This is a genomic window from Pseudomonas sp. MF5691 (genome assembly GCF_016405645.1).
In the GTDB taxonomy this organism is placed as follows: Bacteria; Pseudomonadota; Gammaproteobacteria; order Pseudomonadales; family Pseudomonadaceae; genus Aquipseudomonas; species Aquipseudomonas shahriarae.
This window is the reverse complement of sequence record NZ_JAEKDC010000002.1, coordinates 364449-379049: the sequence shown is the minus strand read 5'-3', so window position 1 is coordinate 379049 and position 14601 is coordinate 364449. Positions and strand designations below refer to the sequence as shown.

Annotated in this window: 10 protein-coding genes; all 10 read left to right on the top strand. The window is 64.8% G+C overall.

The genetic code is table 11. The features are described 5' to 3' along the window. The first annotated feature begins 282 nt into the window (after positions 1-282). Genes tagH through JFT44_RS04405 form a run of 10 tightly spaced genes read left to right on the top strand, consistent with a single transcriptional unit; the run spans position 283 to position 14591 of the window. On the top strand, positions 283-1623 hold the full coding sequence (gene tagH / locus JFT44_RS04450; RefSeq protein WP_128593296.1) for a type VI secretion system-associated FHA domain protein TagH: 1341 nt from the start codon (positions 283-285) through the stop codon (positions 1621-1623). Between the two features lie 43 nt (positions 1624-1666). Beyond that, entirely contained in the window at positions 1667-2173 is a 507-nt protein-coding gene (tssJ, locus tag JFT44_RS04445) for a type VI secretion system lipoprotein TssJ (RefSeq protein WP_057961020.1), read from the top strand. An 18-nt stretch (positions 2174-2191) separates the two neighbouring features. Continuing rightward, positions 2192-3526 carry a type VI secretion system baseplate subunit TssK gene (tssK, locus tag JFT44_RS04440; RefSeq protein ID WP_057961019.1) on the top strand — a complete coding sequence of 445 codons (1335 nt, stop codon included), beginning with the start codon at positions 2192-2194 and terminating at the stop codon, positions 3524-3526. A gap of 6 nt (positions 3527-3532) precedes the next feature. Further along, entirely contained in the window at positions 3533-4822 is a 1290-nt protein-coding gene (locus JFT44_RS04435) for a DotU family type VI secretion system protein (RefSeq protein ID WP_032856783.1), read from the top strand. After that, positions 4819-8319: a type VI secretion system membrane subunit TssM gene (tssM, locus tag JFT44_RS04430; protein WP_198830384.1), complete on the top strand. Its 3501-nt coding sequence runs from the start codon at positions 4819-4821 to the stop codon at positions 8317-8319. Before JFT44_RS04435 ends, tssM begins: the two co-directional genes overlap by 4 nt. Further along, the gene (gene tagF, locus JFT44_RS04425; protein ID WP_057961017.1) at positions 8316-8969 is read left to right on the top strand and encodes a type VI secretion system-associated protein TagF; all 654 of its coding nucleotides are present in this window, start codon (positions 8316-8318) and stop codon (positions 8967-8969) included. Before tssM ends, tagF begins: the two co-directional genes overlap by 4 nt. Continuing rightward, positions 8970-9689 carry a PP2C family serine/threonine-protein phosphatase gene (locus JFT44_RS04420; RefSeq protein WP_057440523.1) on the top strand — a complete coding sequence of 240 codons (720 nt, stop codon included), beginning with the start codon at positions 8970-8972 and terminating at the stop codon, positions 9687-9689. Then, positions 9686-12703, top strand: coding sequence for a serine/threonine-protein kinase (locus tag JFT44_RS04415; RefSeq protein ID WP_198830383.1), 3018 nt, complete (start codon positions 9686-9688; stop codon positions 12701-12703). The genes JFT44_RS04420 and JFT44_RS04415 overlap by 4 nt, the downstream gene beginning before the upstream one ends. Next, positions 12703-13407, top strand: coding sequence for an ABC transporter ATP-binding protein (locus JFT44_RS04410; protein WP_057961015.1), 705 nt, complete (start codon positions 12703-12705; stop codon positions 13405-13407). Before JFT44_RS04415 ends, JFT44_RS04410 begins: the two co-directional genes overlap by 1 nt. Then, entirely contained in the window at positions 13407-14591 is a 1185-nt protein-coding gene (locus JFT44_RS04405) for an ABC transporter permease (protein WP_198791870.1), read from the top strand. Before JFT44_RS04410 ends, JFT44_RS04405 begins: the two co-directional genes overlap by 1 nt. Positions 14592-14601: the final 10 nt, after the last annotated feature.

Genomic DNA, 14601 nt, shown 5'->3' with positions numbered 1-14601 from the left:
CACTACTCATCTTCAAGAAGTTGTGCATTTTTGGTGTAGTAGTTATGCGTTGTCAAGGTAAGCTATTCGTCCTGTGTGACAGATGTGCGGTGTTTAACAACCTGTGCGACCGATGAGTCAAAATAGGAATTCCCTGACGCTTTTTGTCACATTGACTGGTTAAAATCGGCGATCATGCTGATAAGCCAGCCTTTTTGGCGTGGTTTAAAGGATTTGCCAGGGCGCGCTTGGGAAGGTATTTCCCTTAGGCCGCCCGCGCGTGAGGTACAGCAAGGAGGCAAGATGTCACTGTGTTTGACTATTACTAGTTATCACAAGATCACCCCAGGTCAATGTCCGGAAAAGTCCATGGATAATGGAGTGATGGCAATTGGCCGCTCCAGTGAAAACGACTGGATATTGCCTGATCCAGAACGTTTGGTCTCCGCGCAACATTGCGTTATTCAATACAAAGATGGTCGTTACTATCTAACCGATAACAGTACTAATGGTGTGGAATTGGTTAACGCCGGCATTCGTTTGCGCCGGGGAAACAGTGAGCCATTACAAGACGGTGAATTGATCCGCATCGGCGACTACGAGATCCAGGCACGGATTGATTCCGGGGTGAAGGTGACCGACAGCCAGCCTTTCGGCACTGACGGCTCCAACAGTTTCGAAGCCCTCATGGGGCGCCAGGGTGCCGGTGTGGTCACGCCGCTGCCGACCCCGGTGATCGCCCCACAGTTCCAGGGTGCGTCGTCAATGGACACGCTACCGGACCTGTTTGATTTCCTCACGCCGACGGCCGTACCGCCGCCCACCCAGCCTGACCATGTACCGGCTGAGCAGCATGATTTCCGCCCGCCCGTGGCGGTTACCGTGCCCGCCCCCGAGCAGCCGTTGCACTCAGGGTCGGTGATTCCAGAAGACTGGGATCTGTTTGGCGAAACACCTACGCCGTCGATCAGCCCGCCACCACCTGTCATCGCGCCGCCTGAGCCGCCCCTCGCGCCCCCTGTGCTCGAGCCTGCGCGCCCTGTGGCAGACGCCAACCAGCCCGATTTGCTGCAAGCCTTCCTGCGTGGTGCCGGTCTCGATCAACTGCGCCTGGACAAGGCCCAGGCCGAGGCGCAGATGGAAAGCATCGGCCGCAGCTACCGGCTGATGGTCGAAGGCTTGATCGACGTACTGCGCGCACGCAGCAGCCTCAAGGGCGAGTTCCGCATGCAGCAGACGACGATCCAGCCGGTGGAAAACAATCCGTTGAAATTCGCCCCGAATGCCGACGAAGCGTTACTGCTGCTGCTACGCCACGGCAACCAAGCGTTTATGGCGCCGGACCTGGCCGTGCGCGACAGTTTCGACGACCTGCGCGCGCACCAACTGGCGGTGATGGCCGGTGTCGAAGCGGCCATCAAGCATCTGTTGACGCGCTTCGAGCCGGCCCAATTGGAAGAGCGCATGGGCAAGCCCGGCGGGCTGTCGAGCCTGTTCAACGGTTCGCGCCAGGCCCAGTACTGGCAACAGTTCACTGAGCTCTACAACAGTATTTCCCGTGAGGCCCAGGAGGATTTCCAGGACCTGTTCGGCCGTGAATTCAGCCGGGCCTATGAAGCACACAGCGCACGACAGCGGCGCTGAAACCGGAACAACGGACAGCCACATACGTCATTGAGGACGCAGGATGATTTTCAGGTTTTTACTCGCAGCCGCCAGCGTGTTGCTGCTGACGGCCTGTGCCAAGGATGCCGCGCCGCCCCAGGCGCCAGAGGCACAAATCGACACCACCCGTGTCGAGTTGCACTTCCATGCCATCGCTGGGCTCAACCCCGGCACCACGGGCCAGCCAGCCCCGGTACGGGTGCGGATTTTCGAGCTGAAAAACGCCGCTGCCTTCAGCCGTGCCGACTATTTCGCCCTGGCAGATCGCGCCCAGCCGACCCTCGGTTTGGACCTGCTGGACCAGGATGAAGTGGTGGTCCAGCCCGGCCAGCAATTGAGCATCCAGCGCGACCTCGATCCGGCCACCCGGCAGATCGGCCTGCTGGTGGGCTATCGCGAGCTGGACCGCGCGCAATGGCGCACGGTGCTCAGCGTGCCACCCCGCCAGGCCAGCGAATACCAGATCAGCCTTGATGTGCGCGCCGTACGTGCGCACCTCAGCGTTTCCCCATCCAGCCCTGCCCAATAAGAAGCAATCGGAGCCCCCATGTCCTGGAACAATCGCGTGGTCTGGTCGGAAGGCATGTTCATCGGAACGCAGCACTTCCAGCAGCATGACCGTTACCTGGAAAACCTGATTGATGCCCGCAGCCGCCCGCTGTCGGCCGGCGCCTGGGGGTTTTCCGAACTGCTGATCGACCAGGGCCTGCTGGCCCAGGGCAAGCTGGCCATTGTCTCGGCCCGTGGCCTGTTGCCCGATGGCACGCCGTTCAATATCCCCCAGGATGACCTGGCGCCGAGCCCGCTGAACATCGACGACAACCTGCGTGACGGCCTGGTGTACCTGGCCTTGCCCCTCAAGCGTGCCGGTGCCCGCGATACGGTCGACGAAGGCGAGCCCCTGGGCGCTGCGCGTTACCTGAGCCAGGTGCGCGAGGTGCGGGATGACAACGCACCCTTCGAGAACCGCGCACCGGTGGCCGTCGGCTCCCGTGCCTTGCGCTTGCTGACCGCCGCCGATGGCATCAGCGACTACGCCGCCATCGGCCTGGTGCGCATCAAGGAAAAACGCGCCGACCGCGCCCTGGTGCTGGATGACAGCTACATCCCGCCGGTGCTCGATGTGGCCGCGAGCAAGCCGCTGACGGCGTTTCGCAGCGAACTGCTGGGCCTGTTGCACCAGCGCGGCGAAGCCCTGGCCGGGCGGGTGGTGGCCTCGGGTGCCGGTGGCGCCTCGGAGATTGCCGACTTCATGCTGCTGCAACTGGTCAATCGCGCCCAGCCGCTGATCCAGCACCTGAGCCAGTCGAGCCCGCTGCACCCAGAGCGTTTGTTCAGTGAACTGGTAAGCCTGGCCGGCGAGTTCTCGACCTTCTCCACCTCGGGGCGGCGCCCCGAGGAATACCCGCGCTACCAGCATGACGACCTGGCCCTCAGCTTCGCCCCGGTGATGCAGGCCCTGCGCGAGGCGCTGTCGATGCTGATCGACAGCAAGGCCACGCCTATCCCGATTGTCGAAAAAGCCTATGGCGTGCATGTGGCGATGCTGGCGGACAAAACCCTGATCGACAGCGCCAGCTTCATCCTTGTGGTGCGTGCCGATGTCCCGGGCGAAACCCTGCGTGCGCGCTTCGGCCAGCAGAGCAAGGTCGGCTCGGTGGAGCACATCCGCGACCTGGTCAACCTGCAACTGCCGGGCATCGGCCTGCTGCCGTTGCCGGTGGCGCCACGGCAAATCCCTTACCACGCGGGCTCCACCTACTACGAGCTGGATCGCGGCAGTGAGCATTGGCAGCAACTGATTCACTCCGGCGGCTTCGCCTTCCATATCGCCGGGCAGTTCCCGGGCTTGAACCTGGCCTTCTGGGCGATCCGAGGATAATCCGCGATGCATCCCAATGATGACGACCGCACCCAGTTCATGCCGCGTCCGGGTGGCCGAGCGCCGGAGCCTGCCCGCGCAGAACCAGCGCCTTTGTCGATGCCGGCGGCGCCGATCCTCACCGGCAAAAGCCAGGGCCTCAACCCGCTGGAAAGCGCCGCCGGCCCCTTGCTGGCACTGCTGACGCGCCTGCGCAATACCATCGCCCATCCCGCACCCTCAAGCCTGCGCGCGCAGTTGCTGGCCTACCTGCGCCAGTTCGAAGAACGCGCCGAGGCGGCCGGCGTGGCCCGCAACGAAGTGCTGTTGGCCCGCTACGCGCTGTGCACCGCCCTCGATGAAGCGGTGCTGAGCACGCCTTGGGGCAGCGCCAGTGACTGGGGCAAGCAGAGCCTGCTGATCACCGTGCACAACGAAGCCTGGGGCGGCGAAAAGGTCTTCCAACTGCTGGACCACTGCCTGCAAAGCCCGCGCGAACGCCTGTATCTGCTGGAGCTGTTGTACCTGTGCATGTGCCTGGGTTTCGAAGGCCGCTACCGGGTAATGAACGACGGCCGCAGCCAGCTCGAAGCCCTGCGCGAACGCACGGCGGCGGCGATTCGCAGTGCCCGTGGCGAGCATGAGCGCGAGCTGTCGCCCCATTGGCGCGGCGTGACCGTGGCCCGCGATCGACTGGCGCAATTCATGCCGCCGTGGATCGCCGTGGCCATCGGCCTGGCTTTGCTGCTGGCGCTACTGTTTGGCTTGCGCCTGAAACTGGCGTCGGATGCAGAGCCGGTGTTCAAGAACATCCATGCATTGGGGGAAATCCCGGTGCAGGCCATCGACCGCCCGGTGGCGCAGCCGAAAATCATCGAGCGCCCACGCCTGGCGGGCTTTCTGGTGGAGGACATCAAGGCGGGCCGGGTCGCGGTGGAAGATGCCGTCGACCGCTCCGTGGTGACGATCCGTGGCGATGAACTGTTCGCCTCGGCCAGCTCCAGCATTGTCGATGACTACCAACCCCTGATGCTGCGCATCGCCGATGCCATCCGCAAGGTCAAGGGCCAGGTGCGGGTGACCGGGCACAGCGACAATCGGCCGATTGCCACCCTGCGCTTCCCGTCCAACTGGGCCTTGTCCGAGGCGCGGGCCAAGTCGGTGCTGGAAATCCTCGCGGCCAAGACCGGCCAGGGCGAGCGCTTCAGCGCCGAGGGTCGCAGCGACACCGAGCCGGTGGCGACCAACGCCACAGCCGAAGGCCGTGCCCGCAATCGTCGGGTTGAAATCACCGTATTGGCGGAGGGCGTCGAGTGAAGGCGTTTTTCAGTTTCATGATTCGCTGGGTGATCCCCGTGCTGGGCCTGATTGCCCTGGGCCTGATCATCTGGTTTGTCGGGCCGTTGCTCGACGTGCTGGTGCCGGAAGGCCGGCGCTGGGCCTTGATCATCCTGGTCTTCGCGGTGTGGATTGCCTACCGCGTGTTTCGCATCATCCAGGCGCGCCGTCAGGCCGCCGAAGTGATGCGCAGCCTGGCCGCCGAAACCCCGGCCGACCCCAACAGTGTCGCCACTGCCGAAGAGTTGGCCACCCTGCGCCAACGCATGGACGAAGCCCTCGCGCTGTTGAAAAAGGCCAAGTTGGGCGGTGACGAACGGCGCAACCTCTATGAGTTGCCGTGGTACGTGATCATCGGCCCGCCGGGCTCGGGCAAGACCACCGCGCTGGTCAACTCCGGGTTGCACTTCCCCCTGGCTGCTCAGTTGGGTGCCGGTGCGGTGCGCGGCGTGGGCGGTACACGTAACTGTGATTGGTGGTTTACCGATCAAGCGGTGCTGCTGGACACCGCCGGGCGCTACACCACCCAGGACAGCAACTCCACGGTGGATAAAGCCGCCTGGCTGGGCTTCCTCGACCTGCTGAAAAAGCAGCGCGCCCGCCGCCCGATCGATGGCGCTTTTATCGCCATCAGCCTGTCGGACCTGCTGCTGGGCACTGACGCCGAGCGCGCCGCCCACGCTGCCGCAATCCGCCTGCGCATCCAGGAGTTGTACACCCAGTTGGGCGTGCGTTTCCCGATTTACCTGATGCTCACCAAGCTCGATCTGGTGCCGGGGTTCATGGAGTTTTTCGACAACCTGAGCAAGGAAGATCGCGCCCAGGTGTGGGGCATGACCTTTGCCCTGGACGACGGCAAGCACAGCGACAGCCCCCTGGCCCATCTGCAAAGCGAATTCGCCGGCCTGGAGCAGCGCCTCAACGAGCGCCTGGTGGAACGCCTGCAACAGGAGCGCGACCCGGCGCGGCGCGACCTGATCTATGGCTTCCCGCAGCAATTCGGTGCGCTGAAGGATTGCCTGCAAAGCTTCCTCGAGGGCGTGTTCAAGCCCAATGCCTTTGAAGAGCGCGTGTTGCTGCGCGGCGTCTATTTCACCAGCGGTACCCAGGAAGGCAGCCCGATTGACCGACTGATCGGCGCCATGGCCCAGAGCATGAACCTCGACCGCCAGCACCTGGCGCGCCAGAGCGGTACTGGGCGCAGCTACTTCATCGAGAAACTGTTCAGCGCCGTGGCCTTTGCCGAGCGTGGCCTGGTGGGGGTCAACCCGAAGGTCGAGCGCCGCCGCAAATGGGTCGCCCGTGGCGTGCTCGCCGCGACGGTTGCGCTGGTGCTGGTGGTCAGCAGTCTGTGGTGGCTGAGTTATCGCGCCAACCAGGCGTATATCGCCCAGGTCGACCACAAGGTCGCACCACTGGGCCAGGCCGTGCAGAGCCTGAGCCCGGCACAGCGTGATGTGCTGGCGGTGTTGCCGCTGCTCAACGCGGTTAAGAACCTGGCGGGCGATTCGCCAAGCTGGTCCGAGGGCCTGGGCCTGTATCAGGGCGACATGCTCGAAGCCGAATCTGCCAGTGTCTACCGCAAGCTGCTGATCGCGGTGTTCGCCCCGCGCCTGGTGACGCGCATCGAAGAGCAACTGCACGGTGGTGGCAGTTCCGATTTCCTCTACGAAGGCTTGAAGGCCTACCTGATGCTGGCGGACAGCGAGCATTACGACCCGGACTTTATCAAGGCCTGGATCGCCCTGGATTGGGACCGCAACCTGCAGCGCGACCTGCCCGCCGATCAGCGCCAGGCCCTCAGCGCTCACCTGCAGGCGCTGTTCGACCGCCATCCGCCGAATGCGCGCCTCGACCCACGGCTGATCGACGACTTGCGCCGGCAACTGCAACAACTGCCGGTGGCCCAGCGTGTGTACGACCGCGTCAAGCGCCAGAAACTGCCCGACGGCGTGACCGACTTCCGCATCAACGAAGCCGCTGGGCGGGATGCTGCGCTGGTGTTCAGCCGCAAAAGTGGCAAGCCGCTGGGCGAACCGTTGAGTGGCTTGTTTACCGCCAAGGGCTATCGCCAGGGCTTTTTGCTGACCAGCCTGAATCAGGCCGGGACCCTGGCCGAAGAGCAATGGGTATTTGGCCAGGCGCCGGCAGATCAACAGAATGTGGCGAGCCTTGCCGCCGACGTGCGACGCCTGTACTTCCAGGACTATCAGCGCCAGTGGGACGCCTTGCTGGCGGATATCGACTTTGTGCCCATCACCAGCGTGGCCCAGGCGGCGGACGTGTTGCGGGTGATCTCCGGGCCGACCTCGCCGCTGAAAAAGCTGCTGGTGGCGGTGGCCAAGGAAACCGACCTGCAAGCTGAAGAACGCCAATTGGCGGCCAAGGGCGTGCCGGTGGAAGGTGGTGTCGACAAGCTCAAGGAGCGCCTCGGCAGCCTGCTCGGCGAGGCCCAACCGACGGCCAGTGCACCGGCCCTCACGGAAGACCCGGTGACCGCGCACTTTGCCGAACTCAACAGCATCGTCGCCAAGAACGAAGGCGAGCCGGCGGCCATCGACGGCCTGCTGGCGGATATGAATGCGCTGTATGTGCAGGTCAGCGCCATGGTCGGAGCCAGTGGCGATGCCTTGCTCGGCGAAGCCAAGAACCAGGCCGCAGCGGCCGCCACCCGGGTCAGCCTGAATGCCGAACGCCAGCCGCCGCTGGTACAGGGCATGGTCAAGTCGGTGGTCAACTCCACCACCAACAGCATGATGGGCGGGGTGCGCAATCAACTGAACGCGGCCTGGGTCAGTGAAGTGGTGAATGTGTATCGCCAGTCCCTGGCCGGGCGCTACCCAATGTCCCCCGGCAGTGCTCGGGACGCCACCCTGGACGACTTCGGCCAGTTCTTCGGGGTGGGCGGGGTGATGGACAACTACTTCCGCAAATACCTGCAACCCTACGTCGATACCTCCGCGCAGACCTGGCGCTGGCAGCCGGGGGCGGCGCAGAAGCTCGGCATCGCGCCGGGCGTGCTGCAAACCTTCCAGCGCGCGGCGACTATTCGGGATGCGTTCTTTCGCACGGGGGGCACGCAGCCCATCGTGCGTTTCGAGCTCAAGCCGGTGGCGATGGACGCGACCATCACCCAGTTCCTGCTTGACCTGGACGGCCAGCAACTGAGCTACGACCACGGCCCGAGCCGGCCGGTGGCGATGCAATGGCCGAATCCCGGCAGCAGTGGCGGGGTGCGTATCTCGATCATGCCGCCATCGGCCAGCGGTCGCTCCGGCGTCACCCTGGATGGCCCATGGGCGTGGTTCCGCCTGTTAGAGCAATCGGAGCTTTCTGCCGGCAATTCGCCGGACCGCTTCAACCTGCGTCTGCGGGTCGACGGCGCGAGCATCGCCTATGAATTGCGTGCCAACAGCGCCTTCAATCCGTTCAAGAGCCGGGTGCTCAGTGGCTTCAGCCTGCCGGAGCGGTTATGACCACCCTGGGGTTCTACGGCAAGTTGGCCAGTCGCGGGGACTTTGTCAGCCGTGCCTTGCCCCAGAGCTTTATCGGCCCCTGGGACAGTTGGCTGGCTGCCGGTTTGCTCGCCAGCCAGCACAGCCTGGGCGACAACTGGCTCAACGCGTACCTGGTCAGCCCGCTGTGGCGTTTCGTGCTGGCGCCGGGGGTGTGCGGGCCGGATGCGGCGGCGGGTGTCGTGATGCCGAGCATTGATCGGGTCGGGCGGTATTTCCCGCTGGCGGTGGTCGCCTTGTTGGATCACGACACCAATCCGGCGTCCCTGGTGGGTGGCCCGGATGCCTGGTTCGAACAGATCGAGGAGCTGCTGCTCAGCACCTTGCAGCCCGGCGCCACGTTCGAAGGGTTTAACCACGGCGTTGACCGCCTGGGCTTGCCGGCCAGTGAACCGCGTGCCCTGGACAGTCGCTTCGCCAGCCTGCAACGGGTCGCCGCCACCGTGCCCCATGGGCGCATGACCGCCCTTGCCGAACAGGCCTGCGAAGGCGCCAGCCTGTGGTGGGGGCGTGGTTCGCAACGTATTTCCCCCGGTTTATTACGGTGCCAGGGTTTGCCTGCTGCCGGCGATTTTGCGCAATTTCTGCTCGGACAAGAAGGTGTGGTGTAGATGGGGTCGACGTACAAATCCGCGAGCAAAAGCCATGTGGGCATGGTGCGCCAGGTCAATGAAGACGCGTGCCTGGACCTCCCGGAAAACCGCCTGTGGGTGGTGGCCGACGGCATGGGCGGGCACGCGGCCGGCGACTATGTCAGCAGCCTGATCGTCGACAGCCTGCGCGGCCTGCCCGTGGGGCGGTCCCTGGACGAATATACGGCGGCGCTGCGCACCGAGCTGACCCGGGTCAACGCGGCCGTACGTGAAGAAACCGCCAACCGTGGCGTGACCATGATGGGCAGCACCGTGGTGGTGTTGGCCGCACGCGGCCTGCGCGGTGTGTGCCTGTGGGCCGGCGACAGCCGCTTGTATCGCCTGCGCGATGGCGAGTTGGAGCGCATCTCCCGCGACCACAGCTACGTGCAGGACCTGCAGGACAGCGGCCTGCTCAGCGAAGCCGATGCGCGGGTGCATCCGCGGGCCAATATCGTCACCCGCGCCATTGGTGTGGAGGCGCAATTGGAGCTGTCGGTGGTCGACCTGTTGATCGCCCCCGGTGACAGCTACCTGCTGTGCAGCGATGGCCTGAACAAGACCGTCGAAGACCACGAAATCCGTGACGTGCTGAGCCATGCCGAGCCTGACGAAATCGCCCGCAGCCTGGTGCACCTGGGGCTCAATCGCGGTGCGCCCGACAACATCACCACCCTCGTCGTGAAGGTGTCGCCATGACCCTGATCATCCCCGGCTACGACATCGACGGCGAAATCGGCGAAGGCGCCATGGCCAGCGTGTACCTGGCGACCCAGCGGTCGCTGGAGCGCAAGGTGGCGTTGAAAGTCATGGCCGCCGCGCTGGCTGCCGACCCGAGTTTCTGCGAGCGTTTCCTGCGCGAGGGCAAGACCCTGGCGCGGCTGTCGCACCCGCACACCGTGACCATCCACGACATCGGCAATGTCGGCGAGCTGTATTACATGGCCATGGAATACCTGCCCAATGGCACGCTCAAGGAGCGCATCGCCGCCGGCCTGACGCCGGAGCAGGGGCTGGTGTATATCCGCCAGATTGCCTCGGCCCTGGGTTACGCCCACGCCCAGGGTTTGGTGCACCGCGACGTCAAGCCGGCGAACATCCTGTTTCGCGCCGATGGCACGGCGGTGCTGTCGGACTTCGGGATCGCCAAGTCCCTGGATGACCGCACCCAGTTCACCCAGGCCGGGTTTGCCGTGGGCACCCCCAGCTACATGAGCCCGGAACAGGCGCGGGGCCAGGAAATCGACGGCCGCGCCGACCTGTACGCCCTCGGGGTGGTGCTCTACGAAATCCTCGTCGGCAAGCTGCCTTACAACGGCACCGATGCACTCTCTACCGCCCTGGCGCACCTGACCGAGCCCTTGCCGGAACTGCCGCTGCACCATGGCCGTTATCAAGAGGTGCTGAAAAAACTCCTGGCCAAGGATCCGGCGCAGCGTTTTCCGGATGCCGCGGCGCTGCTGCTGGCCCTGGACCGGTTGCCCCTGGAGGCGCCGAAAGAAGCCTTGGAGGCGACCTTGATTCGCCCCGCCGTGATGCCGGCCGGTCAGGATCTGGCCGGGTTGACCCCGGTGTCCATCGAAATTCCCAATGCCGCGCCGCAACCGCAACCGCAACCGCAACCGCAACCGCAGTCGCAAGCAGTGCGCCAGCCGGTGGTGAGCCCCACGCAGCATCGCGCGGAGTCCGAGCAGCGGCGTGGCCCGGTCCTGGCATTGGCCGCCGTGGCCGTGGCGGTCGCGCTGGCCATCGGTGGCGCCAGTTACTGGTGGCTGAGTGACGACGCCCCTGCGCCGCCGCCTGCTGCGGTCGTGCCCGCTACGCCGGCTGCGGTTAAACCGCTGGCCGCTGATAGCGACGGCGGCCAGCGCCCCTTGCTGATGGCCGGCAAGAAAACCCTGTTCCAGCGCGTCCTGAGCAAGCCCGGCGCCAAGCTCTCCAGCGAGGCGGGCGGCGCACCGGGTAAGGCCTTGCCCGCGTTCTCGGTGCTTTATGTGTACCAGCGCAAAGATGTCGACGGCAGCCCATGGCTGCGCATTGGCGCCGCCACCGACGGGCGCAGTGACGGTTGGTTGCCGGCCGCGCAAGTCAGCGACTGGAAGCAGAGCCTGGTGCTCAAGTTCACTGAGCGTTCGGGGCGGGCTCCGGTGATGTTCCTGCGCCAGCCTGGTGAGGTGGAAAAGCTCCTGGCTGACCCGGTCGCCGCGAAAAACCTGCTGCTCAAGGCGCAGAAAAACCCTGAGGACAATCAACAGGTCCTGGCCCTGGAGCCCACAGCCAGTGCCGTGCCGCAGAACCAGTTCTACCTGTTGCCGATCTTCGACGCCAAAGAGAGCTTCGATGAGAATGGCCAGCCGGTGCAGTTGCTCAATGTGGCGTCCATCGACCCCGGCACTGCCGCCGCCAAGCCGGCCACCCCGCTGATCAATGCGAATGCCGATGCGTTCCGCACCGCCGTGGTGCTGGTGGTGGATACCACGGTGTCGATGCAGCCGTATATCGACCAGGTGCGCGATGTGGTCCATGAACTGCAAACCCGCATTGCCGAGCGCGGCGAGTTGGACAGCGTCAGCTTTGGCATGGTCGGCTTTCGCAGCAGCGTGAAGAAAACCCCGGGCCTGGAGTACGTGGCCAAGACCCTGATCACCCTCGACCAGGGCCGCGACCCCCAGCGGTTTCTGGATATGGCGCGGCAGGTCAAAGCCTCCACCGTCTCCAGCCACTCGTTCAATGAAGATGCGTTTGCCGGGGTGATGCAGGCGGTGGAAGGCATGGATTGGTCCGGCTATGGCGGGCGCCTGATCCTGCTGGTGACCGATGCCGGGGCCCTGCGCAAGAACGACCCGTTTGCCGCGACCCAGATGAACGAAGCCGAAGTGCGCCAGGCGGCGCTGGGCAAGCAGATCAAGATCTATGCCCTGCACCTGCGCACCGACGCCGGCAAGAAAACCCATGGCGGCGCCGAATCCCAGTACCGCATCCTGACTGCCGACGCCAACCCACGGATCGGCGATCTGTACACGGCAGTGCCGGGCGGTGATGTGCGCAAGCTGGGCGAGCGGGTCGATGAGATCGGCACGGTGTTCGCCAACCTGGTGCATCAAGTGCGCAGCAATACCCCGCAGCCGGTGCCGTTGCTCAGCAGCGCGCCGAGCCTGGCGGACAAATCCGCCGCCGTCGGCTATGCCATGCACATGGACTTCCTCGGCCACAAAGGCGCGAGCCAGGCGCCGCAACTGGTCAGCGCCTGGACTGCCGACCGCGACCTGACCAACCCGGCACTGCCGGCGTTCCAGGTCTGCGTGATGCTGACCAAACTGCAGCTCAACGATTTGCAGCAATCGCTGAAATTGATCGTCGATGCGGCACGCAAGACCCAGACTTCGCCCAGGGATTTCTTCCAGGAAATCGCCAGCGCCTCGGCCTACATGAGCCGCGACCCGCAGGCCCTGCGCAAGGGTGGCAACCTCGCCGACGGCGGCATTCTGGGTGAATACCTGGAAGGCCTGCCGTACCGCAGCAAGTCCCTGAACATGACCCAGGACCTGTGGCTGTCATTGAGCGTGGCCGAACAGGAAGACTTTATCGACGAGCTGGATTCGAAGATCCGCCTCTATGAAACCTTCCATAACGACGTGGCCAACTGGGTCCGTTTCGGTGACGCCGAACCGGGCGATGCGTTGTACCGCGTGCCACTGTCGACGCTGCCTTGATGCTGAACCTGAGCGCGGTGCACAAGAACCGGGGCCTCGGTAGCCAGCGCTATAGCCTGGTGATCCCGGCACTGCACCTGGGTGCAGGTGAACAGCTGGCGATTGTCGGGCCGAGCGGTTGCGGCAAAAGCACCTTGCTCGATCTGCTGGCGTTGGTCCTGGCACCTGATCAGGTGGGCCGTTTTGAATTCAACCAGTTGGATATCGGCGGGCTGTGGCGGGCCAATCAGCAATCCACGTTGGCCGGGTTGCGCAGCCGGCATCTTGGTTACGTGCTGCAGACCGGTGGCCTGCTGGGCTTTCTCGATGTGCGCAGCAATATCGCCCTGTCCCGGCAGCTGTTGGGCCTGAAGGACGATGGCAGCGTGGCGCGGCTGGCTGCGCAGTTGCAAATCAGCGACCAGTTGGCCAAGAAGCCTGGCGCGTTGTCGGTGGGTCAGCGCCAGCGCGTCAGTTGCGCCCGTGCCCTGGCCCATGCCCCGCAATTGGTGCTGGCCGATGAGCCGACTGCGTCCCTGGATCCCCTCAATGCCGAGCGCGTGATGCAGGCGCTGCTGACCCAGGCCCGTGAGCACCGCGCCGCCTGCGTGATCGCCACCCATGACGAGCCCCTGGCCCGCGCCAGTGGCTTGCAGGTGCGGCGCATCAGTTGCCAGCGCGACAGCGACGGTGGCGTCACGGCGACTCTCGGGGAGGCGTGTTGATGCGTATCCCTCTGTTGGCTTCCCTCGCTTGGCAGGATTACCGCAACGATGGCTGGCTGTCGGCCTGTTCGGTGCTGGCGCTGGTGGCGGTGATCGCGCCGTTGCTGGTGTTGTTCGGCCTGAAATTCGGGCTGGTCAGCAGCTTGACCGAGCGCTTGGAGAATGACCCGGCGACCCGCGAAATCATCCCGTTGGGCGGGGGGCGGTTCAGTCGCGCCTTTGTCGAGCAACTTGGTCAGCGCAGCGATGTGGCGTTTGCCATCCCGCGTACGCGGCAGATTGCGGCCACGGCCCAGGTGGGCACGTTGACCCTGGAGATGCTGCCCACCGCGCCGGGTGATCCATTGCTGGGCGGTTTGCCTATCCCGGCGGGCCTGGAGCAGATCGTGCTGAGCCACACCGCCGCCGAGAAGCTGGCGGCGCGGCCGGGAGATTGGCTGCAAACCCGCTTTGCGCGGCAAGTGGCCGGGCGCGTCGAGGCCCGGGATGCGCGGTTGCAGGTGGTGGCCGTGCTGCCCCTGGAAGCGTTTGCGCGGGACGGTTTGTTTGCCGGCTTGAGCCTGCTGGAAGCGGCGGAAGATTATCGCGATGGCCGTGCGGTGCCGGCGTTGGGCTGGGAGGGTGACGCGGTGGGCGTGAGCGAGCAGCGGGTGTACCCGGCGTTTCGTTTATATGCACGCAGCCTTACCGATGTTGAGCCGCTACGGCTGTATTTCGCCGCGCAGAACCTGTTGGTCTCGACCCAGGCGCTGAGCATCGCCCAGGTGCAGTCGCTGAGTCGCAACTTGGCGATCGTGTTCTGGATCATCGCCGGCCTGGCCTTGACGGGGGCATTTGCGGCGATTTTCGCTGGGGCGTTGGCCGCTGTCGCGCGCAAGCGCCGGGAGTTATCGGTGTTGCGCCTGTTGGGGGTTTCCACGGGCGCGCTGTTGTTGTTCGTGACGCTGCAGGCGCTCTACAGCGCGGGGTTGGCCGCTGTGCTCAGCGCCGGGCTGTATGGCCTGGCCGAGGCGGGTTTGAATCAATTATTCGTGCAGGTGCCGGGCGAATACGCCAGCCACCTGTTGGCGCGGCATTACGCCCTGGCCCTGGTCGCGGTGCTCGGCGTCAGCGCCGTGGCGGCCGTGTGTGGGGGGTGGCGGGTCGCGCGTATCCAGGCTTCTGAGGGCATCAGAGATGTATAAGTTATTGGGC